20 protein-coding genes are annotated in these 26,316 nt (G+C 63.9%); 7 read left to right on the plus strand and 13 right to left on the minus strand.

Features of this window, described 5'->3' with window-relative positions; genetic code table 11:
• Positions 1–362 precede the first annotated feature (362 nt).
• From D3242_RS18375 to hutI, 7 genes are all read right to left on the minus strand, one after another.
• Complete coding sequence (locus D3242_RS18375) at positions 363–8,954, minus strand: glycoside hydrolase family 94 protein (RefSeq protein WP_064984774.1); 8,592 nt, start codon at positions 8,952–8,954, stop codon at positions 363–365.
• 288 nt (positions 8,955–9,242) lie between these two features.
• Positions 9,243–9,821 carry a HutD/Ves family protein gene (locus tag D3242_RS18380; protein ID WP_064984776.1) on the minus strand — a complete coding sequence of 193 codons (579 nt, stop codon included), beginning with the start codon at positions 9,819–9,821 and terminating at the stop codon, positions 9,243–9,245.
• Between the two features lie 4 nt (positions 9,822–9,825).
• Positions 9,826–11,499 (minus strand): urocanate hydratase, encoded by a 1,674-nt coding sequence (hutU, locus tag D3242_RS18385; RefSeq protein WP_171880392.1) that lies wholly within the window; start codon positions 11,497–11,499, stop codon positions 9,826–9,828.
• Positions 11,496–11,870 carry a hypothetical protein gene (locus tag D3242_RS18390; RefSeq protein ID WP_064984780.1) on the minus strand — a complete coding sequence of 125 codons (375 nt, stop codon included), beginning with the start codon at positions 11,868–11,870 and terminating at the stop codon, positions 11,496–11,498. Before D3242_RS18390 ends, hutU begins: the two co-directional genes overlap by 4 nt.
• Positions 11,871–11,894: 24 nt before the next feature.
• Positions 11,895–12,713: an N-formylglutamate deformylase gene (gene hutG / locus D3242_RS18395; protein WP_064984782.1), complete on the minus strand. Its 819-nt coding sequence runs from the start codon at positions 12,711–12,713 to the stop codon at positions 11,895–11,897.
• The gene (gene hutH, locus D3242_RS18400; RefSeq protein ID WP_064984784.1) at positions 12,713–14,254 is read right to left on the minus strand and encodes a histidine ammonia-lyase; all 1,542 of its coding nucleotides are present in this window, start codon (positions 14,252–14,254) and stop codon (positions 12,713–12,715) included. Before hutH ends, hutG begins: the two co-directional genes overlap by 1 nt.
• Positions 14,251–15,480 (minus strand): imidazolonepropionase, encoded by a 1,230-nt coding sequence (gene hutI / locus D3242_RS18405; protein WP_120145516.1) that lies wholly within the window; start codon positions 15,478–15,480, stop codon positions 14,251–14,253. Before hutI ends, hutH begins: the two co-directional genes overlap by 4 nt.
• Positions 15,481–15,577: 97 nt before the next feature.
• On the opposite strand from hutI, the gene D3242_RS18410 reads away from it, so the two are divergent.
• Complete coding sequence (locus tag D3242_RS18410; protein WP_064985068.1) at positions 15,578–16,930, plus strand: formimidoylglutamate deiminase; 1,353 nt, start codon at positions 15,578–15,580, stop codon at positions 16,928–16,930.
• Positions 16,927–17,667, plus strand: a complete 741-nt coding sequence (gene hutC / locus D3242_RS18415; RefSeq protein ID WP_019857531.1) for a histidine utilization transcriptional repressor HutC — start codon at positions 16,927–16,929, stop codon at positions 17,665–17,667. Before D3242_RS18410 ends, hutC begins: the two co-directional genes overlap by 4 nt.
• A gap of 149 nt (positions 17,668–17,816) precedes the next feature.
• On the opposite strand, the gene D3242_RS18420 is transcribed toward hutC, so the two are convergent.
• Positions 17,817–18,161, minus strand: a complete 345-nt coding sequence (locus tag D3242_RS18420) for a RidA family protein (protein ID WP_019857529.1) — start codon at positions 18,159–18,161, stop codon at positions 17,817–17,819.
• Positions 18,162–18,381: 220 nt separating this feature from the next.
• Between D3242_RS18420 and aztA the strand changes: the two genes are divergently transcribed.
• The 4 genes from aztA to D3242_RS18440 all read left to right on the plus strand — a co-directional run bounded on the left by aztA (position 18,382) and on the right by D3242_RS18440 (position 21,554).
• Positions 18,382–19,194, plus strand: a complete 813-nt coding sequence (aztA, locus tag D3242_RS18425) for a zinc ABC transporter ATP-binding protein AztA (RefSeq protein WP_019857528.1) — start codon at positions 18,382–18,384, stop codon at positions 19,192–19,194.
• Positions 19,194–20,069, plus strand: a complete 876-nt coding sequence (aztB, locus tag D3242_RS18430) for a zinc ABC transporter permease AztB (RefSeq protein WP_019857527.1) — start codon at positions 19,194–19,196, stop codon at positions 20,067–20,069. Before aztA ends, aztB begins: the two co-directional genes overlap by 1 nt.
• 30 nt (positions 20,070–20,099) lie before the next feature.
• Complete coding sequence (aztC, locus tag D3242_RS18435; RefSeq protein WP_064984786.1) at positions 20,100–21,041, plus strand: zinc ABC transporter substrate-binding protein AztC; 942 nt, start codon at positions 20,100–20,102, stop codon at positions 21,039–21,041.
• 174 nt (positions 21,042–21,215) lie between these two features.
• The gene (locus tag D3242_RS18440; protein ID WP_019857525.1) at positions 21,216–21,554 is read left to right on the plus strand and encodes a protein tyrosine phosphatase family protein; all 339 of its coding nucleotides are present in this window, start codon (positions 21,216–21,218) and stop codon (positions 21,552–21,554) included.
• Here D3242_RS18440 and D3242_RS18445 read toward each other — a convergent pair.
• Complete coding sequence (locus D3242_RS18445) at positions 21,551–22,018, minus strand: Lrp/AsnC family transcriptional regulator (RefSeq protein WP_027046722.1); 468 nt, start codon at positions 22,016–22,018, stop codon at positions 21,551–21,553. The two genes, D3242_RS18440 and D3242_RS18445, sit on opposite strands and share 4 nt — an antisense overlap.
• Positions 22,019–22,155: 137 nt before the next feature.
• On the opposite strand from D3242_RS18445, the gene hppD reads away from it, so the two are divergent.
• Positions 22,156–23,271, plus strand: a complete 1,116-nt coding sequence (hppD, locus tag D3242_RS18450; RefSeq protein WP_019857523.1) for a 4-hydroxyphenylpyruvate dioxygenase — start codon at positions 22,156–22,158, stop codon at positions 23,269–23,271.
• Between the two features lie 294 nt (positions 23,272–23,565).
• On the opposite strand, the gene D3242_RS18460 is transcribed toward hppD, so the two are convergent.
• Genes D3242_RS18460 through D3242_RS18475 form a run of 4 tightly spaced genes read right to left on the minus strand, consistent with a single transcriptional unit; the run spans position 23,566 to position 26,309 of the window.
• Positions 23,566–24,102 carry a DinB family protein gene (locus D3242_RS18460; protein ID WP_038646160.1) on the minus strand — a complete coding sequence of 179 codons (537 nt, stop codon included), beginning with the start codon at positions 24,100–24,102 and terminating at the stop codon, positions 23,566–23,568.
• A gap of 4 nt (positions 24,103–24,106) precedes the next feature.
• A complete protein-coding gene (locus tag D3242_RS18465; protein ID WP_064984788.1) occupies positions 24,107–24,400 on the minus strand; it encodes a hypothetical protein in 294 nt (97 codons plus the stop codon).
• Positions 24,401–24,411: 11 nt separating this feature from the next.
• Positions 24,412–25,425: a fumarylacetoacetate hydrolase family protein gene (locus D3242_RS18470; RefSeq protein ID WP_038646158.1), complete on the minus strand. Its 1,014-nt coding sequence runs from the start codon at positions 25,423–25,425 to the stop codon at positions 24,412–24,414.
• Positions 25,422–26,309: an MBL fold metallo-hydrolase gene (locus D3242_RS18475; RefSeq protein WP_020628838.1), complete on the minus strand. Its 888-nt coding sequence runs from the start codon at positions 26,307–26,309 to the stop codon at positions 25,422–25,424. Before D3242_RS18475 ends, D3242_RS18470 begins: the two co-directional genes overlap by 4 nt.
• Positions 26,310–26,316: the final 7 nt, after the last annotated feature.

Consider the following 26,316-nt stretch of genomic DNA (forward strand, 5'->3'; position numbering starts at 1 on the left):
CTCCGCCAATTCTCTACTGTGCTCAATGCGGTATTGTGCACTGCACCATTGCTTGACACGTAACGGTTGACGCGTCGCAAAACAATGCCCGTCTATCGCTTCCGTTCCCATTTTGCGAACAAAAGATGACGACGATGCGAAATCTGACGTGATCACCTAACGGTTTGAGATAAAAGGTGAAATGCCAGCCTTGCGGCAAAATCATGGCAGTGGCCGAGCGCTGCCACATTTTTAATCACTGCAGGCTTGCATGAAGTGTCAGGCAATGCCTGGCGGATGCCGTCGCCGATCGCACGCAAGTAAACATTCGCGGCGTCGCGCGCCCCGAAGGACGCGCGACCTATTGACTTAAGGTATTGATTTTACGCCGGTATCTTTACCACGACCTCGGTCTTGGTACCAGCTTTGGGTTCGAAGGAGGCGGACTTTGTTTTCGAGCCGTCGACTTCAAGCGAGATCGTCTTGGTCTTTTTGTCGCGAACGACATGAACCTTGATCTCGGCGCCCAGCATCTTCAGGGAAGCCTGGTAGCCATCCCAATGGCTGGGCAGCTTCGGCCGGAACGTGATCTGCTTGCCGCGCCGTTCGATGCCGAGGATGCCCTCGACCGCCGCCCGGTAGAGCCAGCCCGCCGAGCCGGTGTACCAGGTCCAGCCGCCGCGCCCGCCCTTGTCGTCTCCGGCATAGATATCGGCCGCCACCACATAGGGTTCGACGCGGTATTGCTCGGCCGAGGCCTCGTCGGATGCGTGGTTGACCGGGTTCAGCATGGAGAAGCAGCGATAGGCCTCGTCCGTCTGCCCCATCTCGGCCAGCGCTATGACGAACCACGTCGCCGCATGCGTGTACTGGCCGCCATTCTCGCGCACACCGGGCGGATAGCTCTTGATGTAGCCGGGGTCCTTCTGCGTCTTCGAGAAGGGTGGCGTGAACAGTTTGACGATCTTGAGCTTGTCGTCGACGAGCAGGTTGGTCGCCTGCTGCATAGCCGTCGTCGACCGCGCCGGGTCGCCCTCGCCCGAAAGCACGCTCCAGGATTGGGCGATGGAGTCGATCCTGCACTCTTCGGAGGTGCGCGACCCCAAGGGCGTGCCGTCGTCAAAACTGCCGCGCCGGTACCACTCGCCATCCCATGCCGTGCTCTCAAGCGCCCGCTTCAGCGCCTCGGCATGCTTTACCCAGGTCTGCGCTCGCTTGCTGTCGCCCTCGCTCTTGGCGACGGCGGCGAAGTCGCCCAGCGTCTTCAGCAGGAACCAGCCTAGCCACACACTCTCGCCCTTGCCGTGCTCGCCGACACGGTTCATGCCGTCGTTCCAGTCGCCGCCAAGGATCAGCGGCAGGCCGGCAGGACTGCTGCGCTTGATGGCCAGGTCGAGCGCACGCGCGCAATGGTCGTAAAGCGACACCGTCTTCTTCGAGATTTCCGGGGTGAAGAAGGCATCGTGTTCGCCCTCGCCCAGCGCCTGCCCGTCGATGAAGGGCAGTTGCTCCTTGAGGATGGCGGCGTCGCCGGTCACACTGAGATAGCGCGCCGTGGCGTGGGCCAGCCAGACCACATCGTCGGAGATCATGGTACGCACGCCGGCTCCGGTGCGCGGCAGCCACCAATGCTGCACGTCGCCCTCCGGGAACTGCCGCCGCGCGGCGTTGAGGATCTGGTCGCGCGCCAGCGTCGGATCATGCGCCAGCAGCGCCAGCGTGTCCTGCAGCTGGTCGCGGAAGCCGAAAGCGCCGCTTGCCTGGTAGAAGGCCGAGCGGGCGCGGATACGGCAGGCAAGGCTCTGATAGGGCAGCCAGTGATTGACCATGGCATCGAGCGCCTTGTCTGGCGTCTCGACCTGGATGGTGTCGAGGAAACCGCGCCACTCGCGCTCATTGTCGGCCAGACGCTGGTCGAAATCCTTGCCACGGTGCGCCTGCACCAGCGCGCTCGCCTGCGCGGGGGTGTCGGCATCGCCGAGCAGCCAGAGCAGCGTGACGTCGCCGCCGGCCGGGATCTCGACGTCGCGGGCGATCGCCGCGCAGGGGTCATCCCCGGCTTCGACACGGCCCGACAGGGCCGCGCCGGTCAGCACCGCCTGCGGCAGCTCGCTGGACCCGTGCCGGCCGAGGAATTCGGAGCGATCCGCCGTCACCGAATGAGCAGCGGCATCGGCGGCGAGGAAAGCCACCCGCTCGCTGAAATCGAGCCCATAGGGGTTTTGCGCCAGCAACGCGCCGGTCGCCCCGTCGCGGGACGGGACGATGGTGGCGGCCGTCCGCGACCGATGCCCGCCAAGCACCCATTCGGCGTAGGCATAGACGCGCAGCCGCGCCGGCACCGCGCCTGAATTCTGGATGCGCAGCCGCGTGATCTTCACCGGATCGACGGGGTCGACCACATGGGTCAGGTCCATCGACAAAGGCCCACGCTTCGAGCGGAAGGTGGAGAAGCCCTGGCCATGCCAGGCCTCGTAGGTCATCGAGGGATCGCGCACCACGGCGGCGATCGGCGAGAACGCCCTGCCGCTGGCCTGATCGTAGATATAGATGCCCTCTCCCGGCCGGTTCGAGACCGGATCGTTGGACCACGGCGTCAACTGGTAATCGCGGCTGTTGCGGCTCCAGGTGAAGGCAGCACCCTCGGCCGACGTATGGAAACCGAACGAGGCGTTGGAGACGACATTGATCCAGGGCTGCGGCGTGGTGCGCCGGCCAGCCAGACGCACCACATAGTGCCGTCCGTCGCCGTCGAAACCGCCAAAGCCGTTCCATTGGCTGAGGCCAGAGCCATCGGCACTGACATCCGCCACGGACTGCGAGGCAAAGGCATGCGCCGCCGGGATTTCGCGCGGAGCCGGCGATCCGGTGGACGGCAAGCCATCGCGCGCCTGCAAGGCAGCCGCCTCGGCCCGTTCGATCTGATCGAAGATGGTGCCGTTGCGCGTATGCAGCACCACCCGGGCGACGGCGAGCAGCGTCTTGTAGGTGGTCTCTTCCATCAGGTCGCGGCGCACCGCGAAAATGTGCTGGCGGGGACCGAGTTCCTTGCCGCGCAGACGGCTGTTTTCGCACAGCGTCTCCACCGCGCGCTGCAGGTCCTGGACATAGGACGAAGCCTGCTCGTTGACGACGACGAAGTCGATCATCATGCCGCGGGTGCGCATGTATTCCTGGAAGCGCAGCGCCTGGGCGACGATTTCCAGATCGGCGACGTCGCCGATCCTGACCAGGAAGATCGGGAAATCGCCCGAAATGCTGGTCGGCCACAGGCTCGACTGTTTGCCCAGGCCCGAAGCGAGGGATTCGGCCGGCAAGCGCAGGAACGCGTCGGGGTAGATCAGATAGCGCGCCAGTTTCTGCACATTGGCGGCATCGGTCAGGCTGAGGCCCATATGGCGGGTCTGCACCTGGCTGCGCGTCCAGGCAAGCATGGCCTGGCGGGCAAAGCTCTCCTGATGGTCGAGGCGGTTTATCGCTTCTTCCAGCTCGGTGCGGTTGGCCCCGACCACGGTCCAGAAGGTCAGCGATATCTTCTTGTTGGCGGGCACGCGCACCTGGCGGCGCAGCGAGGCGATGGGATCGAGCGTAAAGCCGGAATGGCCGCCGAGCCTGGCGCCCGGATCGAAAGCCGCGGCATCGACGATCGAGCGGCCACGGCCGATGAAGGCGCGCCTGTCGGTCTCGGCCTCGGCATCGCGCGCCGGTCCGGACGGATCGGTGACGAAATGCGCCAGCGTGATATCGGGCTCGCTGGTCTCGCGCTTGCGGCGCGTGGCGAAGATCGCTCCTTTATTGGCGGCGATTTCAGTCTCCACGAACATCTTGGAGAAGGCCGGATGCGCGTTATCGGAGGCCTCCAAACCCAGTACCAGTTCGGCAAAGGACGTCACCTCGATGAAACGATCGGACGTGCTTTCATTGTAGAGCGTGATACGACGGCCTTCGCCATTGCCTTCGGAAACGACGATGCATTCGACCTCGGAGCGCAATGTGCCGACCAGTTTGACGAAGCTCGCCTTGTCGTCGGAGAACAGGGTCTGCACCTTCTCCTCTGCCGCGCGCTTTGGCTCCGCCGTTGCCGACCACCAGTCGCCGGTGCTGACGTCACGCAGGAAGATGTAGGAACCGAGACGGTCCTCGACCGGGTCCGGTTGCCAGCGCGTAACGGAAAGATCGCCCCAGCGGCTGTAGCCGGAGCCGGTTGCCGTCACCATCACCGAATAACGGCCGTTCGACATCACATTGGTCGAGCGGAGCGACCGCAGCGGATCGAGCACGATGCGGGTGTCGGGGCTCTCGGTTTCGGTCTCGTCCTTGGCGCGCTCGTCCGCCTCGGTCCTGACGGTCGCGGTCGGGATGTCGCGCGGGGCCCTTTCCTGCAGCAGGAGTTCAGCCGATTCAATGACCGGGTCGCTGTGGAAACGGTCGCGCAGGCGACCCTCGAAGATCGCGTCGGCGACCGCCGCGATCGACATGCCCGAATGGTGCGCATAGTAGTTCAGCACGACCGCGTGGTTGGTCCCTTCAGGCACCCGCTGCGGCGTGAAATCGACCGCATCGTAAAAACCATGCGGGCCAAGCGCACCGATGTCGCGCAGACGCGCCAGATTGTGCACGGCTTCGCGCGGGTTGAACTGCGCCGCCAATATGGTGGCGTAGGGGGCTATCACCGTGTTCTGGCCAAGGCCGCGCTTCAGCCCAAGCCCGGGCACGCCGAAATTGGTGTACTGGTAGGTCAGTTCGCGGTCGCGGGCGTTGTAGGCCGCTTCCGAGATGCCCCAGGGCACGTTTTTCTGGCGACCGTACTGGATCTGACGCTTGATGATCAGCTTGCTGGTCTGGTTGAGGATCGAGCCCTGCGCCTCCTTCATCACCAGCGGTGGCATCAGATACTCGAACATCGAGCCCGACCAGGACATCAGCGCGCCCTGGAAGCCGATCTCGACGATCGGACGGCCGAGCCGGAACCAGTGCTCGGTCGGCAGGTCGCCCTTGGCGATGGCGAACAGGCTGGTCAGCCGCGCCTCGGAGGCGAGAAGGTCGTAGCAGCTTTCGTCGAGCTGGTGTTCTTCGACCCGGTAGCCGATCGACAGCAGCTTGCGTTCCGGCCGCATCAGGAAGGCGAATTCCATCTCGAAGGCGAAACGACGGGTGCGCTCGCGCAAGGTCAGAAGTTTGGCGCGCAGCGCTTCGACGGCGTTGTCGTCGCTATGGGCATCATGGACATGCGCCTCGCAAGTGGCTTCCAGCCTCGCCGCCCAGTCGACGATGACGTCGCTCTGGGCCGACGCCGCCTCGGTGTGGATGGCGGTGGCCAGCTTGCGGATCTCGCCCGCCAGCACGGCGAGGTTGATGGTGCGGATCGAGGCCATTTCCGGCTGCGCCTTGATCGTCTCGACGGCGCGCCGCATGCCGTCCAGGCGATCGACGAGACGCTGGCGCAGAGGCCTGAGCTGACGGCGGTCGTCGGGCAATTCATCAAGGCTCTCGCTCAGGATGGTCACCGTGTCGAGAATGCCTTCGAAATCACCCTGCAGGTGAACGGACGGCGCTTCCGCCCATTCGGCACAGGCCGCCGCCACGGCCACCAGGTGGCCGGCGAGATTGCCACTGTCGACAGCCGAAATGTAGAGCGGGTACAGCGGCTTCAGCGTCGTAGTGTCGTACCAGTTGAAGAGATGGCCGCGGTGGCGCGGCATGCTCTCTATGGTCGTCATGGTCGCGTCGATGCGGGTGATGGCATCCGACAGGCTGATCCAGCCGAAATCGCGCGCCGAGACCACCGACAGGAGATAGACGCCGACATTGGTCGGCGACGTGCGCGGCGCCACGACCGGTGCCGGGCTTTCCTGGAAATTGTCCGGCGGCAGATTGTGATGCTCCGCCGTGACGAAGCTCTCGAAATAGTGCCAGGTGCGCCGCGCAATAGTGCGCAGCGTATGGATATCGGCCTGCGATATGCGCAGCCGGTCCTCGGTTTCGGCCGAGCGGCTGATCCAGCTGGCAATCGCCGGCGAGCCGATCCAGAACAGGGCGAAGAAGAAGGCGACGAAGGCGCCAGTGGAATCGGCCAGCACCGGAATGGCCAGGCCGACGAAACCGATGATCACGGCGCCGTACATCATGCCGTAATAGGAGCCGACATCGTTGTCGCCGGCCTTGTGCGCTTGGGAGGCGGTGCGCCATTCCAAAAGATTCTGGCGGCTGACGAACAACCGGTAGAGCGTGCGCACGATGGCGTCGCCCATCATCCAGGCATTGTGCGCCATCAGCACGATCTTCAGCGCCACCATGGCGGTGCCGAACGCGACGTCGCGCGCCAGCGCCGAGAAATGGCCGCGCGGCGTCTGGTCGCCGCTCTTGGGCAGGATGGCGTTGACGACATCGAAGGTCGGCGCCATGAACAGGCTGAGGATCAGCAAGGCCTGCCATTGCGCGGCCTGCGTGAAGGGCAGCAAGGTCCAGCCTGCGATCGCCGCCATCACCCAGAAGATCGGCGTCAGCGAGCGGCGCAGATTGTCGACCATCTTCCAGCGCGACAGGGCCGGAACGCCGGAGCGCGGATCGAGGATAAAGCCCAGAAGCTGCCAGTCGCCGCGTGCCCAGCGATGGTGACGCGAGGCGTCGACCGAGTAGCGGGTCGGATAGTCCTCGACCAGTTCGACGTCGGTGACCAGTGCAGCGCGCGCCAGCGCGCCTTCGAGCAGATCGTGGCTGAGGACGGTGTTTTCCTCGATGCGGCCTTGCAGGGCGGCCTCGAAGGCATCGACATGGTAGAGGCCCTTACCAGTGAAGGACCCGTCGCTGAAGACATCCTGGTAGAGGTCGGAAACGGCGAAGACATAGGGGTCGAGGCCGCGATTGGCCGAGAACACACGCTGGAAGAACGAGGCCTCGTCGCCTGATGTCAGCGAAGCGGTGATGCGCGGCTGCAGGATCGTGTAACCGGCGGTGACGACGCGCCTGGCGGCGTCGAAATGCGGGCGGTTGAGCGGGTGGCAGAGCTTGCCGACGAGGCTCGCCACCGCGTCGCGGGTGGTGCGCGTGTCGGCGTCGAGCGTCATAACATGGACGACTTTTTCCGGCAGCGGCACGTCGAGCGGCAGGAAAGTCGTGTCGCTGTCGCCGCGCAGCAGAAGGTCAAGCTCATGCAGCTTGCCGCGCTTGCGCTCCCAGCCCATCCAGGCCCCTTGAGCGGCGTTGAAGAGGCGGCGACGGTGCAGGATGTAGAAGCGCGGCGCGCCTTCCGAGGGATAGCGGGCGTTGAGACGGGCGATCTCGGCGCGGGCATATTCGAGGATCTCGGTGTCGGCCGCATCGATCTCGATCTTGCTGTCGGGCCAGTCCGACAGCAGCGCGAAATGGATCTCGTCCACCAGATTGGCAAGGTAATGGACTTCGAGGTTGCGGATGTTTTCCTCGACATCGTCGCGCGAGCCGATCAGCGACGGCACAACCACCAGCGTGCGCGCCTCGGGCGGCACACCGTGCCTGTAATCGTAACCGATCAGGCGTGTCGGCTTGAGGAAGAGCGAGACCACCGTGTTGAAGAAGGCCAGCGCGCCCTCGCTCGCCGGCACGGCAAACAGCGCCAGCATCAGGACGATCGAGGTCACCGACAGGCCGAGATTGGCCAACGCATTGCCGGTGAGGACGAGAAGCAGGGCCGTCAGCGCGAAGACCGGCAGGACAATGCCCAACCATCCGGTCTTGGTGAACGTCCGCTTGACCGTCTGGCTGATGGTGGGCCGATAGCCGATCGCTTTTTCCAGCTCCAGACGGCGCGGACCGACGAGGAAGAAGCCGACATCGGTATGCGCGGACGGAGCCGGCGCGGAATGGTCGCCATCGCCGGCCGATACATGTTCGCCGGCGGCGTGTTCGCTAGCGGCCTGGCCGGCCAGTTCGATCGCCTTTTCGGCGACGCGGTATTCCGACAGGTTCGAGCGGCGGGCAAGTTCCTCGATCGCGGTGCGGTATTGGTCGCGCGAGAAGAAATCGAGCGCGGCAAAATCGGTGCGCTCGCGCAGCACGGTGTCGATGCGGCTGACGCCTTCGAACCACACCGTCCAGTCGACGTCGTTGATGAGGCGCAGGCCGCGGATGATGTTGCCGGTCGTCACATTGCCGCTGGACAGCGTGTGATGCTCGGAGATGATGATCTCCTCGGCATCGGAGCCGGTCTTTTCGAGCTCGCCTTCCAGCCATTCCAGGGCCTTGCCGGCATTCTGCGAACCATCGCGCAAGCGATAGAGAAGCTGCGTGGCAAAGGTGGTGTCCTGCGCGTGAGCGCTGAAATTGGCCAGGATCGCCTGGCGGTCGGCACTTTCGTCGGTCGCCAGCACCTTGTCCGCCACATCGTTGGCGATCTGGCGCATCTGGCGGGTGCGATTGACCCTGACGGCCAGGCGGCGGAGATTTTCGATCAGCACGAACCGCAAAAGCGACGGCAGCGCCCAGAGTTCACCGATCTTCAGCGGCTCGACTGACTGAAAACCCTGGACGATGGACTTGAACATGGTCGCCGAGACGGAACTGTCCGAATGCGCCACATAGGTCCAGGCCAGCGCCAGCGCACGCGGCACGGTGCCGCCGTCAGGCAGTTTCAGCGTCGGCAGCTGACGATAGAAGCGGCGCGGCAGATCGCGCTTGACCTGGAAAATGGTCTCTTCGACCAGATAATTGTTGTCGAGCAGCCATTGCGCGGCCGGCGTGATCGTCTCGCCCTTGGCCTGCGCCGCATTGGTCGAACGGTAGACTTCGAGGATCTTCTTGGCGCTGTCGCGAATGCGGGCCTGGAAATCGAATGGGATCAGGCCGAAAAGATCGGTGAGATCGCCTTTGGCCAGGCTTTCGCCAAGCAGCCGAAGGCGCTCCTCCGGCAGGAATGTCGACCTTATCGGCTCTTCCGTAATGGCCGGAAAGCTCGCGCTTGTCTTCTCGATCTGGGCAGGATTCGTCTGAATATTCATTGAAAATTCCGTAAGCGGGCACTCAGCGGCGTCACCGCCACGGCAATGGCCCTAAAACCGGTTCAAATGCAATTGGTTGCATTAACCCCTATGCCGAAAGTTTGTTTCCGCACCACGACAGAGCGTCATCTTTCGACCAAACTCAAAGACGAGCGCCCCTCGCTCACGTCGGGTTCGATCGGCGGAGAGGATTCGGGCTTTTTCGTGATGCCGGCAGGAGCTTACGCTATATTTCGCCGGCATTGCGATCATGTTTGGAAACAGGCGGTAACCGTTGGCGCGAAAGCCTCAGGCGGCGGCGGTTATCCGGACCACGAACAGCGTCGTATCCCGCGCCGGCTCGACCTTCATGATGGGAGCATCCGGCCCGATCAGCAACGTGTCGAGCGGCCCGAGGCGAATTGACCCAGCCTCGGGGAAGAAAGCTTCGCCCTTCTGACAAAGGATGAGGGTCGAACCGGCCCGCGTCGCGATATCCACAGGCTGCGAAATCGCGAGCCGCTCGACCGAATGCAACGTGCGGCCGCGGCGCGTCATGACGTTGAGGTCGGTGATCGGGCCGGCGATCAACGAGGCGCTGGTCGGCAGGTCGGCTGGAAAGGAAAACGGCGCGGAAGTCGGCGTCAGCCGCACCGCTGGCCGGTCGGCGACATCGAGCACGATGCCCTCGCCTTCCAGCACCGACAGCGTGCGGTCGATGCAGGCAAAGCTGGAGAACGGCCCGCTGCCCTCGACGCGGGCCATCGACACGCGCCAGTCGAACTCGTCAAGGCCGGCGCCGTCAGGCGAGACGGCGATCTCGGTCGTCGTGCCGCCGCCGTTCTTCCACGGCATCACGCGGTAGTCGGCGGCACGAAGAATGCGCATGATTTCAGCCCAGAATGCCGGGCAGGTTGAGCTGGTGCTCCTTGGCGCACTCGATGGCGATGTCGTAGCCGGCATCGGCATGACGCATGACGCCGGTCGCCGGATCGTTCCACAGCACGCGCTCCAGGCGCCTGGCGGCATCCTGCGTACCGTCGGCGACGATGACCATGCCGGCATGCTGGGAAAAACCCATGCCGACGCCGCCGCCATGATGCAGCGACACCCAGGTGGCGCCCGACGCGGTGTTGAGCAATGCATTGAGCAGAGGCCAGTCGGAGACGGCATCGGAGCCGTCCTTCATCGCTTCCGTCTCGCGGTTCGGCGAGGCGACCGAGCCGGAATCGAGGTGATCGCGGCCGATGACGACCGGCGCCTTGAGTTCGCCCTTGGCGACCATCTCGTTGAAGGCGAGGCCGAGCCGATGGCGGTCGCCGAGACCAACCCAGCAGATGCGCGCCGGCAGGCCCTGGAACGAGATGCGCTCGCGCGCCATGTCCAGCCAGTTGTGCAGATGGGTGTTGCCAGGCGTCAGTTCGCGCACCTTGGCGTCGGTCTTGTAGATATCCTCCGGATCGCCAGAGAGTGCGGCCCAGCGGAACGGGCCGATGCCGCGGCAGAACAGCGGACGGATATAGGCCGGCACGAAACCCGGGAAGGCGAAGGCGTTCTCGAACCCTTCGTCCTTGGCGACCTGGCGGATGTTGTTGCCATAGTCGAGGGTCGGCACGCCGGCGTTCCAGAACGCCACCATCGCCTCGACATGCTCGCGCATGGATGCGCGAGCCGCCTTCTCGACCGCCTTCGGATCGCTGACACGCTTCTCGCGCCACTCGGCCATGGTCCAGCCTTTCGGCAGATAGCCGTTGATCGGGTCGTGGGCCGAGGTCTGGTCGGTGACCATATCGGGGCGGATGCCGCGCCTGAACATTTCGGGCACGATCTCGGCGGCATTGCCGAGCAGGCCGACCGACTTCGCCTCGCCGGCCTTGGTCCAGCGCTCGATCATTTCCATCGCTTCGTCGAGCGTCTCGGCTTTCTCGTCGACGTAGCGGGTGCGCAGGCGGAAATCGATCGAGTCCGGGTTGCATTCGATGGCCAGGCAGCAGGCGCCAGCCATGACGGCGGCCAGCGGCTGTGCGCCGCCCATGCCGCCGAGGCCGCCGGTCAGGATCCACTTTCCCTTGAGGTTGCCGCCGTAGTGCTGGCGGCCAGCTTCAACAAAGGTTTCATACGTGCCCTGCACGATGCCTTGCGTGCCGATATAGATCCACGAACCGGCCGTCATCTGGCCGTACATCATCAGGCCCTTTTTATCGAGCTCGTTGAATTTGTCCCAGGTCGCCCAGTGCGGCACGAGGTTGGAATTGGCGATGAGCACACGCGGCGCATCGGTGTGGGTGCGGAACACGCCGACCGGCTTGCCGGACTGCACCAGCAGCGTCTCGTCCTCGCCAAGCGTCTTCAGCGAGGCGACGATGCTGTCGAAATCGTTCCAGGTGCGCGCCGCCCGACCGATGCCGCCATAAACGACCAGTTCGTTGGGGTTTTCGGCAACGTCCGGGTCGAGATTGTTCATCAGCATGCGCAGGGGCGCTTCGGTCGTCCAATAGCGGGCGTTGAGCTTGTCGCCGCGGGGGCTGCGCACTTCACGGATGTTGTGGCGAGGATTGTTCATCATTGTCCCTTTCGAATGAGATGCGCGGTGCTGCGGGAGCCGTCGGCGCTAATCCAGGTGATCCGCTCGTTGGCAGGATTGGAGGAATCGATCGTCATGGTGTAGCAGGCCCAAACATCAGAGGGCGGCCACAGCGAGCAGTACTGGTCACCCCGCACGTCCCAGCGGCCTATCTGGTGACTGTCGCCTCTGGCATAGCTTGTTGCGCCGCCGTCATCGAAGTCTTGGGACCAGCCGTCGCCCTGGACCTGCGCGCCCTTCAGATCGGCAAGGATTTCCGGCCCTTTCATCGCCACTTCGGCGGCGAATGCCGAAACGATTGCAGCTAGAACCAGCCCCCCCGCGAGATGGAATGTCCTGACATGTCCGGTCACTGCGTTCCTCCGAAGAATTGCCGATCAGCCCTGCGCCCAGGCAATCGCGGTTTTCAGAATGTTCTCCAACGTTGCGCGGATCGGCGCCGCAAATCCGGCTTCGTAAGGCACCGGCCAATTGTCAGGCGAGCCCTTCTCCTCGGGCTCGCGCATGTAGCCACGGTTGGAGAGCTCCATCTGCAGCGCATGCACGCCGCTTTGTGGCTGGCCGAAATGGCGCGTGATCCAGCCGCCCTTGAAGCGACCATTGACGACCCATGTCTCGCCAGTTCCGACCAGGATTGCGGCGACCCTTTCCTGCAGGATGGGATCGGCGCTCTTGCCGTCGTTGGTGCCGAGGTTGAAGACTGGCAGCGTGCCTTCGAACAGACGCGGCAATACCGAACGGATCGAATGGCAATCGTAGAGGACGATGTTGTCATGCAGGCCACGCAAGCGGTCGATTTCGGCCTGCAAGGCAGCATGGTAAGGCACGAAGAATTTTTCGCGACGCTCGTCGACCTCCGACGGTCCCGGCTCCTCGCCCTCGCGGTAGAGCGGGTCACCGTCGAAGGTCTCGGTCGGGCACAGGCTGGTGGTCGCCTGGCCGGGGTAGAGCGAGGCGCCGGATGGGTCGCGATTGACGTCGATCACGGTTCGCGAGATGGCCGTGTGAACGACGGTTGCGCCGAGGTCGTTGGCGAAGTCATAAAGCTTGTCGATCCACCAGTCGCAATCGCGGCGGCCGAGCCAGGGCGACACCAGCCGGGGTTCGAGGCCGGCAAGGTCGATGCCGGTATGCGGGATCGACACCAGCAGCGGTGCTGTGCCTCGGCTGACGGTAAGCCAGGGTGTGGCGTTCATCATGCCGCTCCCGCGATGGACGGCAGCGCCACCGCGCGGGCAGCCCTGACGGTCGCGCCGCTGCGCACCATGGCGATCGCCTTTTCCATGTCGGGGTGGAAGTGGCGGTCATTGTCGAGATGCGGCACTTCAGCCCGGACCAGTTTGCGTACCGCTTCCAACGCGTTGCTCGACGCCAGCGGCTGGTGGAAGTCACAGCCTTGCGCGGCGGCCAGCAATTCGATGCCGATCACCGCCGTGGCGTTCTCGACCATGCCGATCAGCCGGCGCGCACCGTGCGCGGCCATCGAGACGTGGTCTTCCTGGTTGGCCGAGGTCGGGATGGAATCGACGCTGGCCGGATAGGCCTTCTGCTTGTTTTCCGAAACGAGTGCGGCCGCCGTCACCTGCGGGATCATGAAGCCGGAGTTGAGGCCCGGCTTGGGCGTCAGGAAGGCCGGCATGCCTGACAGCGCCGGATCGACCAGCATGGCGATGCGGCGTTCCGACAGCGAGCCGATCTCGCAGACGGCCAGAGCGATCATGTCGGCGGCGAAAGCCACCGGCTCGGCGTGGAAATTACCGCCGGAGAGCGCCGTGTCGTCCTCGGCAAAGATCAGCGGATTGTCGGTGACGCCATTGGCCTCGGTGCCGAGCGTATCGGCCGCCTTGCGCAACACGTCGAGCGCGGCGCCCATCACCTGCGGCTGGCAGCGCAGGCAATAGGGATCCTGCACGCGCTCGTCGCCGACACGATGCGATTCACGGATGGCGCTACCGGCCATCAGATTGCGCAGTGCCTCCGCCGTCTCGATCTGGCCACGGTGCTTTCTCAGGAGATGAATGCGCGGGTCGAACGGCGCGTCGGACCCCTTGGCGGCATCGGTCGACAGCGCACCGGCGACCAGCGCCGACTGGTAGAGCACTTCGGCTTCGAACAGAGCGGCGAGCGCATAGGCGGTCGAAAACTGCGTGCCGTTGAGCAGCGCCAGACCTTCCTTGGCGCCCAGCGTCACCGGCTCGAGGCCGTGCGAGACGAAAGCGACCTTGGCCGGGAAACGACCATGCGGGGTAAAGCATTCGCCGACGCCGATCATCACCGCCGTCATGTGCGACAGCGGTGCAAGATCGCCGGACGCGCCGACGGAACCTTGCGCCGGCACCACCGGGATGACGTCGTTGGCGAGCATCGCTTCCAGCAAATCGATGGTTTCGGGTCGCACCCCGGACGCACCCTGCGCCAGGCTGGCAAGTTTCAACGCCATCATCAGCCGGGCAATTGCGACTGGCATCGGCTCGCCGACGCCGGCGGCGTGCGACAGCACGATATTGCGCTGCAAGGTTTCGAGATCGCCGGCCGGGATGCGCACGCTGGCCAGTTTGCCGAAGCCGGTGTTGATGCCGTAGACCGGCTCGCCCTTGGCGACGATCCGGGCGACGGCCTCGGCGCTCGCCTTGATTTTTGGACGGCAGGCCTCATCCAGCTTCGGCACGGCACCACGGTAGATGGCGCGCCAGTCGGCCAGCGTCGCATTGCCAGGCTTCAGGGTCAGTTCGGTCATTGTCCTCTCCAGATGCGGGCATGGAGCGGGTTGAAGCCCATGCGGTAAACGAGTTCGGCCGGGCGCTCGATATCCCAGATCGCCAGGTCGGCGGATTTGCCGGCTTCCAGCGTGCCGGCCTTGTCGAGAAGGCCAAGTGCACGCGCAGCCTCGCGGGTGACGCCGGCAAGGCATTCATCGACGGTCAAGCCAAAAAGCGTCGCGGCCATATTCATGGTGAGCAACAGCGAGGTGAGCGGCGAGGTGCCGGGATTGCTGTCCGTCGCCACCGCCATCTTCACGCCATGACGGCGGAACAGGTCGACAGGCGGCTTCTTGGTTTCGCGGATGAAGTAATAGGCACCGGGCAGGATGGTCGCCACCGTGCCGGCCTTCGCCATCGCGGCAGCGCCTGCCTCATCGGTGTATTCGAGATGATCCGCCGACAACGCGCCATAGCTGGCGGCAAGTGCTGCGCCGTGCAGATTCGAAAGCTGGTCGGCATGGAGTTTCACGGGCAGTCCGAGTGCTCTCGCCTTCTCGAAGACGCGTGCGATCTGCTCCGGCGAAAAGGCGATGCCTTCGCAAAAACCGTCGACGGCGTCGGCAAGTTTCTCAGCGGCGACGTCGGGCAGGATCGTGGCGGCGACGAGATCGATGAAGGCGTCCTTGTCACCCCTAGCTTCGGGCGGCAGCGCGTGCGCGGCGAGGCAGGTTGTACGGATTGTGACGGGGCGCTCATTGGCCAGCCGGCGGGCGGCACGCAACGACTTCTTCTCATTGTCGAGATCGAGGCCATAGCCCGATTTGACCTCGACCGTCGTGACACCCTCGGCCATCAGCGCATCGAGGCGCGGCAGCGTCTGGGCAACAAGGTCATCCTCGTTTGCCGCGCGCAGCGACTTGACCGAGGACACAATGCCGCCGCCGGCGCGGGCGACTTCCTCATAGGTGGCGCCGGCCAGCCGCATCTCGAATTCATTGGCGCGGTTGCCGGCATAGACAAGATGCGTGTGGCAATCGATCAGGCCCGGCGTGATCCAGCGGCCCTCGCAATCGACCGTGTCCACGCCCTGCCCCGCCGAAGCCGGCATCGAGGCCTCCGCGCCGGCATAAACAATGAGACCATCGCGCGCGGCGATCGCGCCTTTCTCGACAATGCCGAGGCCCGCCACACCGTCGGCCATGGTCGCCAGGCGCGCATTGCGCCAGACACGAAGGCCGCTCTTCCCGTTTGCTCCACCCATCATCTTTTCCATTTGAAAGGATGACGATTATGTATATACATATTGAAACGCGACGCAAGTGGTCTCGTCGCTTAGGCATGCAGATTTGGAGACGGACGTGACGGCGATCTTTGCGGAACAGGCGCTGCTGCCCGAGGGCTGGCAAGGCAATGTCAGGATCGCGCTCGATGATGGCCGCATCGCCTCAGTCGAGGCGGACGCGGCACCGCAGGCCGGCGACGAGCGCCACACAATTGTCGTCCCCGGCATGCCCAACCTGCACAGCCACGCCTTCCAGCGCGGCATGGCCGGCCTGGCTGAGCTTCGCGGCCCCTCCGCCGACAGTTTCTGGAGCTGGCGCGAGGTGATGTATCGCTTCGCGCTGTCGATGACGCCCGATCAGGTCGAGGCGGTCGCCGCGCAGCTCTATGTCGAGATGCTGGAGGCCGGTTTTTCCCGCGTCGGCGAATTTCACTATCTGCACCACGACCGCGACGGAAACCCCTACGCCAATCTTGCCGAGATGGCCGAGCGCATCGCCGCCGCCGCCGGCGAAACCGGTATCGGCCTGACGCTGCTGCCGGTGTTTTATGCGCACTCCTCCTTCGGCGGAGCGGCCCCGAACGAAGGCCAAAGGCGATTCATCAACGATGTGAATCGGTTCTCCCGGCTTGTTGAGAAGTCCAGTGAATCGGTTCGCGCGTTGAATCAGGCTGTCGTCGGCGTCGCGCCTCACAGCCTGCGCGCCGCCACACCGGAGGAATTGACCCAAGTTGCTGCTTTGGCGCCGAATGGGCCGATCCACATCCACGTCGCCGAACAAGTGAAGGAGGTCGAGGACTGCCTCGCCTGGTCCGGCGCGCGCCCGGTCGAATTTCTGCTGGCCAATGCCGAGGTCGACCAGCGCTGGTGCCTGATCCACGCCACCCATATGACCGATGCCGAAACCATCGGCATGGCCAGGAGCGGCGCCATCGCCGGTCTTTGCCCGATCACCGAGGCCAATCTCGGCGACGGGACGTTTGCAGCGCCGCTATTCACCGAGCATGGCGGCCGCTTCGGTATCGGCTCCGATTCCAACGTGCTGATCGGCCTGCCCGACGAATTGCGCCAACTCGAATATTCGCAGCGCCTCGCCCACCGCGCCCGCAATGTGCTGGCGGTGGCCGGCGGCTCGACCGGGCGGGCGCTGTTCGACGCAGCACTCGACGGCGGCAGCCAGGCGCTCGGCGCCGGTGCCTCGCAGATCGCCGCCGGCGCCGCGGCAGATCTCGTCTCGCTCGACGCCGGCCATCCTTCTCTGGCCGGCAAGGCAGGCGACGCCATCCTCGACGCCTGGATCTTCGCCAATGGCAGCACGATCGATTGCGTCTGGGTGCACGGCAAGAAGCAGGTCAGCGGCGGCAGGCATGCCAGGCGCGAAGCTATCGCAAAGCGTTTTCGCGCCGTGATGAGGGCGCTTTCGGCATGAGCACGGTCGAGACGGCGGATGCGGACAGCGGCGGTTCCCTGCACCAACGCATCCTGTCCGACATCAGCGAAAAGATCCTGTCGGGCGCCTGGGCGCCCGGACATCGCATTCCGTTCGAGCACGAACTGACGACCGAGTACAATTGCTCGCGCATGACGGTGAACAAGGCGCTGTCGCAGTTGGCCAAGGCCGGGCTGATCGAACGCCGCCGCCGCTCGGGCAGCTTCGTCCGCCGGCCGCAGTCGCAGGCAGCAGTGCTGGAACTTCACGACATCAGGATCGAGGTCGAAGCGCTTGGCCTCCTCTATCGCTACGAGCGGCTGGAACAGCTCAAGCGCCGCAGCAATGCGGAGGACAGAGCGCTGCTCGGCCTGTCCGCCGCAGGCTCGGTGCTCTGGATCGAAGGCCTGCATTTTGCCGGCGAACGGCCCTTCGCACTCGAGCAGCGCCTGATCAATCTTTCCGCGGTTCCGGAAGCCGGGAACGAAGAGTTTCTGGAGATCGCCGCCGGCCCCTGGCTGATCGGCCGCGTTCCATGGAGCGAGGCCGAGCATCGCATCCGCGCCATGGCCGCCGATGAGGCTATCGCCGACGCGCTCGACATCGATCCGGGCGCGCCATGCCTTGTGGTCGAGCGCCGCACCTGGAGCGCTGAACACCCGGTTACCCATGTGCGGTTTATCTATCCGGCGGAAAGCCACACGCTGGTGGCAAGATTCACGCCGTCGCAGGGGTGAGGCGTGTCCAGCCGACGGCTGGCGAAAAGCCAACGATTTGGCTTTTCGAACGCCGAACGCCCGGAGCCATAGCGAAGGGCAGTTGCGCAGTCCGGGACAAGACCCGATCTCCCCCTTGTGGGGGAGATTGGCAGTTTCAGCGCCGTGCCTTAAATCGCCGCCGTAACGATAATCTCGACCAGATATTCCGGGCCAGCCAACTTGGCTTCGCCGGTGGCGCGGGCGGGGGTGTGGCCCTGCGGCACCCACTTGTCCCATTCCGAATTCATCTCGGCGAAGGTACCCATGTCCGCCAGCCAGATGATCGCCTGAACGATCTTGGTCTTGTCGGTGCCGGCCTTGGCCAGCAATTCGTCGATGGCCGCCAGAATGTCGCGGGTCTGCGAGGCGACGTTGCCGCCGGGCTCGCCGACCTGGCCGGCCAGATAGACGGTGTTGCCGTGGATGACGATCTGACTCATGCGCGGGCCAACATCGATGCGACGAATGCTCATGGGAGGTTCCTTCCTGTTATGGGTGGCGACTGTTTAGAGTTGCGGTTCGCTTCGGGCAAGGCCGCCGGGGCCAAATCCCCTTGGACCAGTGCGCAAACGACTCACGGCAAGTTGAGCCGCCGGTCGCAATTCCGCCTGATTGGCTTGTTGACTAATGTAATAACATCACATATCCAATCGGCCCTGCCCGCGGCCGGGTTTCGCTGCTCCACGGAACGACATGACCCAGACCTGCCTGACATTCCGTGACCTGACGCTGGGCTACAACAGCCACCCGGCGATCCACCATCTCGACGGCACGATCCGCAAGGGCTCGCTGACCGCCGTTGTCGGCGCCAACGGCTCCGGCAAGTCGACGCTGATGAAGGGCATTGTCGGCGTGCTGAAGCCTATGGCCGGTGAGGTTGCTCGCGCACCCGGCGTGCGCGCCGCCTACCTGCCGCAGCAATCGGAGCTCGATCGCTCCTTTCCCGCCCGCGTCGTCGACCTGGTCTCGCTCGGTCTCTGGCCGAAGCGCGGCATGCTCGGCCGCTACACATCAGAGGATCGCGCGGCGGTCAGCCAGGCGCTGATGGCGGTCGGCCTCGGCGGCTTCGAGAAGCGGCCGATCGACACGCTGTCGGGTGGCCAGCTGCAGCGCACGCTGTTTGCCCGCGTGCTGCTGCAGGACGCCGACCTGATCCTGCTCGACGAGCCATTCAACGCCGTCGATGCCAAGACGGTCGGCGATCTGATCGCCCTGATCAAGCGTTGGCACGGCGAGGAACGGACCATCATGGTCGTCGTCCATGATCTCGATCTGGTGCGGCAGAATTTTCCGGAGACGCTGCTTTTGGCCCGCCAGCCGATCGCCTGGGGCGAAACGCGCGAGACGCTGAAGCCGGAAAACCTTCTGCGCGCCCGTCGCTTCCATGAAGCCTGGGAGGAGAACGCGCCCTGGTGCGAGCCGGACGGGCACGGTCATGATCATGCCCATGGCCACGATCATCATGGCCACGATCACGACCATGACGCCGGGCCGAGGGCTGCCTGATGGACGCGCTCTACGGTCTGTTCATCGCACCGTTCGCCGATTTCGGCTTCATGCAGCGGGCGCTGTTCGGCTCGCTGATGCTGTCGTTGGGCGCCTGCCCGATCGGCGTCTTCCTGATGCTGCGGCGCATGAGCCTGTCGGGCGACGCCATGGCGCATGCCATCCTGCCGGGCGCGGCCGCCGGCTTCCTGTTCTATGGTTTGGAAATCCTGCCGATGACCATTGGCGGGCTGATCGCCGGTATTATCGTGGCGCTCGGCGCCGGTGCTGTCTCGCGTTTCACCATCCAGCGCGAGGACGCCTCGATGGCGGCCTTCTATCTGATTTCGCTGGCCATCGGCGTGCTGATGGTGTCGATCCGCGGCTCAAGCGTCGATCTCATGCATGTGCTGTTCGGCACGGTGCTGGCGCTCAACAATGAGGCGCTGACGCTGATCGGCGGCATCGTCGCGGTGACGCTGGTCAGCCTCGCCATCTTCTGGCGGGCTCTGGTCGCCGAATGCCTCGATCCGCTGTTCCTGCGTTCGGTCAGCCGCATGGGCAGCCCGGTGCACTTCATCTTCCTTGGTCTCGTCGTGCTCAACCTCGTCGGCGGATTTCAGGCGCTCGGCACGCTTCTGTCGGTCGGACTGATGATGCTGCCGGCGGCAGCCGCCCGCTTCTGGACGGTGCGCGTCGAGCCGATGTGCGTGCTGGCCGTGCTGATCGGCTTTGCCTCCTGCATCGCCGGGCTGCTGTTGTCCTATCACGCCTCGCTGCCGTCCGGACCTGCCATCATCCTGTCGGCCGGTGTCGTCTACTTCGCCTCGATCCTGTTCGGCACGCGCGGCATTCTGCGCGCCCGCATCATCCATCACCGTCACAGAACGGCCTGATCCCTCGCCCCTCGAAAGGAGACCCCGCCTATGCTGAGATCCATCCGTGCCGCTCTGGCGATGAGCGTTATAACATTAACTGCCTTTGGCGCATCGTCGGCGTTCGCGGCGCCGCTGAAAGTCGTCGCCAGCTTCACCGTCATTGCCGATTTTGCCAAAAATGTCGGCGGCGATCGTGTCGACATCACCACCATCGTCGGCCCGGATGGCGATGCCCATGTCTATGAGCCGAGCCCGGCCGACGCGGTCGCCATGGCCAAGGCCGATATCGTGCTGGTCAATGGCCTGCATTTCGAAGGCTTTTTGCAGCGGCTGGTCGATGCCAGCGCCACCAAGGCCTCGATCGTCACCTTGACCAAAGGCGTGACGCCGATCGACTTCAAACCTGAATTCGCCGACGCCGACGCGGCCGAAGGTGCCGGCACCGGTGGCGGCAAGACCGTTACCGATCCGCACGCCTTCCAGTCGATCGCCAACGCCAAGATCTATGTGAAGAACATCGCCGAGGCTTTCTGCGCGGCCGACAGCGACGGCTGCGTCGGCTACCAGACCAATGCCGCCGCCTACACCAAGAAGCTCGATGCGCTGGAAGGCGAAGTGAAGGCCGCGATCCAGTCGATCCCCGAGGCCAAGCGCGTCGTCATCACCTCGCACGACGCCTTCGGCTATTTCGAACACGAATACGGCCTGACCTTCCTCGCCCCGCAGGGCATTTCTACCGATTCCGAACCGTCGGCCGCCGATGTCGCCAAGCTGGTCGAGCAGGTGAAGCAGGACAAGGCGGCGGCGATCTTCGTGGAAAACATCACCAACCCGCGCCTGATCGAACAGATCGCCAGCGAAACCGGCATCAAGGTGGGCGGCACGCTCTACTCGGATGCGCTGTCGCAGCCCGATGGCCCAGGATCGACCTATATCGACATGATGCACAACAACATCCGCCAGATCAAAGGCGCGATCCTCGGCAGCTGAGGAGCGCCGATCCCGGAAATGGCGGAGGCCTTCCAGCCCGAACTGTGGCGATGCCTGACCGTTGGAATCCTCGCCGGAAACGTCTATCTCTGCAGAACGATTTCCGCTGGCGGATTGCCGGCCACGTCGGGGAGTGGCAAGACTCCCTGCAAATCAGATTGCGAGGATGCTGCGATGGAATACCGCGAAATCAGCGACGACTATTCGGTCTCTGGCCAGATCCAGCCCGAAGACGTCGCCGCCATCAAGGAAGCCGGTTTCAAGAGCGTCATCTGCAACCGGCCGGATGACGAGCAACCCGGCCAGCCTTCGGCCAAAAGCATCGGATCGGCGGTCGAAGCCGCCGGCCTCGCCTTCCGCTATATCCCCGTCATCAGCGGCCAGATCACCGCCGAGAATGTCGAGGACCAGGCCGAGGCGCTGGACGAAATGGAGGGTCCGGTGTTCGCCTATTGCCGCTCCGGCGCGCGCTGCACGAATCTGTACGGGCTGATCCAGCAGTCGAAGGGTTAGATCGGCAGCGCGCCGGTTTCCTTCAGCGTTTCCAGCACGATCGCCGTCTTCACATGCTGCACGGATTCGTGCGGCAGGAGCACGCCGTTGACGAACTCCGACAGCGACTTCAGGTCGGGCGTCACCACCTTCAGGATATAGTCCATCTCGCCGGTCAGCGCGTGCGCCTCCTGCACCTCGGGCAGCCGCGCCACCAGTTCGCCGAAGCGCTGGGCGTTGTCGCGATTGTGGGTGGCCAGGGTCACCGAGATGACGTTGACCAGCGAGAAGCCGAGCTTGTCGCGGTCGAGCACCGCCCGATAACCCTTGATGTAGCCGTCCTCTTCGAGCCGCTGGCGGCGGCGCGAGCATTGCGACGCCGACAGGTTCACCCGCTCCGAGAGATCGTTGTTGGTCAGCCGCGCATCGCCTTGCAAAAGCGCCATTATCTTGCGGTCAAATTGGTCAACGCGCGTCTCATCCATGGTTTTGTCTCTCAACATGCATGCTTCACGCATGACATCATCATTTCAAGCGTTTGAATGCAAGCACCATGCGCCTCCTCCGCGCTATGATGGCGTCAGATGGCCTTTTCGGGCCAAGCCAGCTTTGGAGGAATACCATGGGTCCCTTCCCACACGACGCCCCGCCCGCCAAAATCAGCAAGGACAACCCGGCCGGTACCGATGGTTTCGAGTTCGTCGAATTCGCGCATCCGGAGCCGCAGAAGCTGGCCGAACTGTTCACCCGCATGGGCTATGTGGCGGTCGCCAAGCATCGCAGCAAGGACATCACCGTCTGGCGCCAGGGCGACATCAACTATGTCGTCAATGCCGAGCCGGGCTCGCATGCCATGGAGTTCGCCGACAAGCACGGCCCGTGTGCCGCCTCGATGGCATGGCGCGTGGTCGATGCCAAGCACGCGTTCGACCATGCCGTCTCTAAGGGCGCCACGCCTTACGAAGGCGACGACAAGGCGCTCGACGTGCCGGCCATTGTCGGTATCGGCGGTTCGCTGCTCTATTTCATCGATGCCTACGGCAAGAAGGGCTCGGCCTACGACGCCGAATTCGAATGGCTCGGCGCGCGCGATCCTCGGCCGCAAGGCGTCGGTTTCTATTATCTCGACCACCTCACCCACAATGTCTATCGCGGCCAGATGGACAAATGGTGGGATTTCTACCGCGAACTGTTCGGCTTCAAGCAGATCCATTTCTTCGACATCGACGGCAAGATCACCGGCCTGGTCAGCCGCGCCATCACCTCGCCCTGCGGCAAGATCCGCATTCCGCTCAATGAATCCAAGGACGAGACCAGCCAGATCGCCGAGTATCTGAAGAAGTACAATGGCGAGGGCATCCAGCACATCGCGGTCGGCACCGACGAGATCTATACCGCCACCGACAAGCTCGCCGCCAACGGGCTGAAATTCATGCCCGGTCCGCCGGAAACCTATTACGACATGTCCTATGACCGCGTGAACGGCCATGACGAGCCGATCGAGCGGATGAAGAAGCACGGCATCCTGATCGACGGCGAAGGCGTAGTCGACGGCGGCATGACCAAGATCCTTTTGCAGATCTTCTCGAAAACCGTGATCGGGCCGATATTCTTCGAGTTCATCCAGCGCAAGGGAGACGAAGGCTTTGGCGAAGGCAATTTCCGCGCGCTGTTCGAATCGATCGAGCAGGACCAGATCAAGCGCGGCGTGATCAAGGTGGATGGCAAGGCGGCCTGAAGCAAAACAAGACGCTTACGGCTCGACCGGTTATGACGTTTTTTTAGGTAATAACCGGTCCTAGCCACGAACGTATGCATCTCGGAAGCGAAAGCCAAACTATCGGAGCTCGTTAGGCGCGCGGAGGCGGTGAGGATATTGCGCTCACGCGCCATGGGAAAATTGTTGCAAGGCTCGTGTCACCGGCCACGAATGGCGTTTTGCCCCGCATTGGCGCCTTCAAAGGCAGCGTCAGTATCGCGGAAGATTTTGACGAACTAGGCCCCAGGTGGGCTGAGTATCAGAAATAATGGGTCACAATCCCAGCCACTCGATCTCCGCCTTCCTCAGCTTGATGTCGTAGTCGAGCAAAAACTCGTCCAGCTGCGGTGGCGCGACCGAAGTGCTGGAAAGCATGGCGTGCACCTGGCCGCGATGGTGGATGTCGTGCAGGAAGACATGGGCCAGGATGTCGCCGATGCGTTCGGGAATCATGCCGTCCTCGCGCCGGTCGGTGATGACGCGGCGGTCGAGATCGGCTTCCTTCAACCCATCGCAGAAGGCGATCAGCCGCCGGTCGGCCACGGTTTGCGCGGCAAACAGCGCGTGGGGTTCGTCGAAGGGCACGAACTCATCATGGGCAGCGGCGCCGACGCCGCCCTCTTCGAGAAAATCGAGATAGAGATGATCGACCGCGAGAATGTGGTTGAGCGTCGCCTTGATCGACGGGAAGAAACTGGTGCGCTCGGCCTCGAACTCACCCGGCTTGAGCGCGAGCACGGCGCGATAGAGCCGGGCGTTCGACCAGAGATTGTTGCCGGCCATGCGGCGCAGATGGTCAAGCAGGGTCATGGTTTCATCCTGCGGAGCGGGTCAGATGCAAGCCTGCCGCCATAATCGCGAAGCCGGCAAGAACGATTAGCAGCAACCCGTTCATGCGCCGACGCATGGCTTGCGTTTCCGGATCCCGTGCGACCTTCATATTGGTGATGGTGTGAAGCATCATCGCTTTGCGCGAGTAGCCACTGCGGTTGATCAGGTTCGGCGAGCGCGCCTCGATGCGATAGCTCAACCGGATCGCCAGGATAAAGACGACCAGAATGGCGATCGCGCAGACACCGGCCAGCAGATAGAACGCCTCCCCCGCCATTCTACATTCCCCTATCCCTGGTATTTCTCGACCTTCTGCTCGATGGCGCCGAAGATCGAATGGCCCGTACTGTCCTTCATCTCGATGCGCACCGTGTCGCCAAAGCGCAGGAACGGCGTGCTCGGCTCGCCTGACACAATGGTCTCGATCATGCGCAGTTCGGCGATGCAGGAATAGCCGGCGCCGCCAGCCGAGACCGGCTTGCCCGGGCCGCCGTCGAGCTTGTTGGAGACCGTGCCCGAGCCGATGATGGTGCCTGCCACCAGCGGCCTTGTGCGGGCGGCATGGACGATCAGCGCCGGAAAATCGAAGGTCATGTCGACGCCGGCATTGGCGCGGCCGAACGGCTTGCCGTTGAGGTCGGCAAGCAGCGGCAGGCTGACCTTGCCACCATCCCAGGCATCGCCCAGTTCGTCCGGCGTCACCGCCACCGGCGAAAAGGCCGAGGACGGTTTAGACTGGAAGAAGCCAAACCCCTTGGCCAGTTCCGGCCCGGTGAGCGCGCGCAGCGTCACATCGTTGACCAACATGACCAGCCGGATCGCGGCGCGCGCCTCTTCGAGGCTAGCGCCCATCGGCACGTCGTCGACGATGACGGCGACTTCCGCTTCCATGTCGATGCCGAAAGCTTCGTCGGCCACGCGGATCGGATCGCGCGGTGGAATGAAGGAGTCCGAGCCACCCTGGTAGATCAGCGGATCGGTCCAGAAACTTGCCGGCATCTCGACGCCACGCGCTTTGCGCACCAGTTCAACATGGTTCACATAGGCGGACCCATCAGCCCATTGATAGGCGCGCGGCAGCGGCGAATGCGCATCGTGCTCGTGAAAGCGGGCTGACGGCACCGCATTGTTCTCCAGCGATTCCGCTATTGTGCCGAGATGCGGCGAGACCCTGCGCCAGTCGTCGAGGGCCGCCTGCAGCGTGCGCGCCAGGAATGAGGCATCGGTGTACTGCGTCAGGTCGCGCGAGACGACGACGAGTTTCCCGTCGCGCGTCCCGTCCTTCAATGTGGCAAGCTTCATGCGGTTTCCTCTCCTTGCGCAGCTTTGGCGCCGCTTAATTCCACAACAAGGCCGTCGCGGGCGATCGTCAAGTCGCCGGCCCATGTTTTCCTGACAGCAGCAAGCCAGTCGACCTCGCCGATCTCCGCATCGTCAGCGGGAATGAGGTGGTTGAGCACCAGCCTCTTCACGCCGGCATCGCTGGCGATGCGTCCCGCGTCCTCGGCAAAGCTGTGGCTGGCGAGCAGATGTTCCCTGAGCCGTGCGCCGTTGCCGGTTCTGGCAACCAGCCGCTCGATGCCCTCTTCCAACATGGCTTCATGGACGAGAATGTCGGCATCCTTGGCGAAATCGGCGAGCGGTGGAAAGAAAGCCGTATCGGCGGAGAACACCACGCTTTTGCCGCCCCGCTCGAAGCGCAGGGCAAAACAGTCGGTCACCGGCGGATGATCGACGCGCAACGCCGTCACCTTGAGGCCGTGTTGATCGAGCACATGGCCCTCAGCGAATTCGCTGATCGAAACCAGTTCGCGAATGTCAGGCCGGCCCTCATCAACGATGCGGATTTCGATGTCGAACTCCATCGCCTGGCAGAAGCGCCGCCAGTAATGGCCGGTGCCGGGCGGGCCGAACACATTGACCGGTGTCGCCAGCCCCGCCGTCCAGGCGGTGTGGACCAGCGGCCCGAGTTCCAGCAAATGGTCGGAATGCAGATGGGTGATGAAGATCAGGTCGAGCGCCTTCAGGCTGATCCCGGCATCGACCAGACCGCGCGTCACGCCGAGCCCGCAATCGACGACGATGGTCCGCCCACCGATCTCAAGCAGCGAGGAACTCGGCCACGGTCCGCCTGGCCGCAGCGCCGGGCCGCCCTTCGAGCCCAGCAGCACCAGCCGGTCCGGCATTGGCTTG

Origin of the sequence: Mesorhizobium jarvisii, assembly GCF_003601985.1 — a bacterium.
Lineage (GTDB): Bacteria > Pseudomonadota > Alphaproteobacteria > Rhizobiales > Rhizobiaceae > Mesorhizobium > Mesorhizobium jarvisii.

Excerpts from the sequence above, each read along its gene's own strand:
- hutI (WP_120145516.1), bottom strand. The coding sequence starts at position 15,480 with ATGGGTGGAGCAAACGGGAAGAGCGGCCTTCGTGTCTGGCGCAATGCG.
- hutG (WP_064984782.1), bottom strand. The coding sequence starts at position 12,713 with ATGAACGCCACACCCTGGCTTACCGTCAGCCGAGGCACAGCACCGCTG.
- D3242_RS18445 (WP_027046722.1), bottom strand. The coding sequence starts at position 22,018 with ATGGATGAGACGCGCGTTGACCAATTTGACCGCAAGATAATGGCGCTT.
- hutC (WP_019857531.1), top strand. The coding sequence starts at position 16,927 with ATGAGCACGGTCGAGACGGCGGATGCGGACAGCGGCGGTTCCCTGCAC.
- D3242_RS18470 (WP_038646158.1), bottom strand. The coding sequence starts at position 25,425 with ATGAAGCTTGCCACATTGAAGGACGGGACGCGCGACGGGAAACTCGTC.
- hutU (WP_171880392.1), bottom strand. The coding sequence starts at position 11,499 with ATGATGAACAATCCTCGCCACAACATCCGTGAAGTGCGCAGCCCCCGC.
- aztB (WP_019857527.1), top strand. The coding sequence starts at position 19,194 with ATGGACGCGCTCTACGGTCTGTTCATCGCACCGTTCGCCGATTTCGGC.
- D3242_RS18375 (WP_064984774.1), bottom strand. The coding sequence starts at position 8,954 with ATGAATATTCAGACGAATCCTGCCCAGATCGAGAAGACAAGCGCGAGC.
- D3242_RS18465 (WP_064984788.1), bottom strand. The coding sequence starts at position 24,400 with ATGGCGGGGGAGGCGTTCTATCTGCTGGCCGGTGTCTGCGCGATCGCC.
- aztA (WP_019857528.1), top strand. The coding sequence starts at position 18,382 with ATGACCCAGACCTGCCTGACATTCCGTGACCTGACGCTGGGCTACAAC.
- D3242_RS18420 (WP_019857529.1), bottom strand. The coding sequence starts at position 18,161 with ATGAGCATTCGTCGCATCGATGTTGGCCCGCGCATGAGTCAGATCGTC.
- D3242_RS18440 (WP_019857525.1), top strand. The coding sequence starts at position 21,216 with ATGGAATACCGCGAAATCAGCGACGACTATTCGGTCTCTGGCCAGATC.
- D3242_RS18475 (WP_020628838.1), bottom strand. The coding sequence starts at position 26,309 with ATGCCGGACCGGCTGGTGCTGCTGGGCTCGAAGGGCGGCCCGGCGCTG.
- aztC (WP_064984786.1), top strand. The coding sequence starts at position 20,100 with ATGCTGAGATCCATCCGTGCCGCTCTGGCGATGAGCGTTATAACATTA.
- hppD (WP_019857523.1), top strand. The coding sequence starts at position 22,156 with ATGGGTCCCTTCCCACACGACGCCCCGCCCGCCAAAATCAGCAAGGAC.
- D3242_RS18460 (WP_038646160.1), bottom strand. The coding sequence starts at position 24,102 with ATGACCCTGCTTGACCATCTGCGCCGCATGGCCGGCAACAATCTCTGG.
- hutH (WP_064984784.1), bottom strand. The coding sequence starts at position 14,254 with ATGACCGAACTGACCCTGAAGCCTGGCAATGCGACGCTGGCCGACTGG.
- D3242_RS18380 (WP_064984776.1), bottom strand. The coding sequence starts at position 9,821 with ATGCGCATTCTTCGTGCCGCCGACTACCGCGTGATGCCGTGGAAGAAC.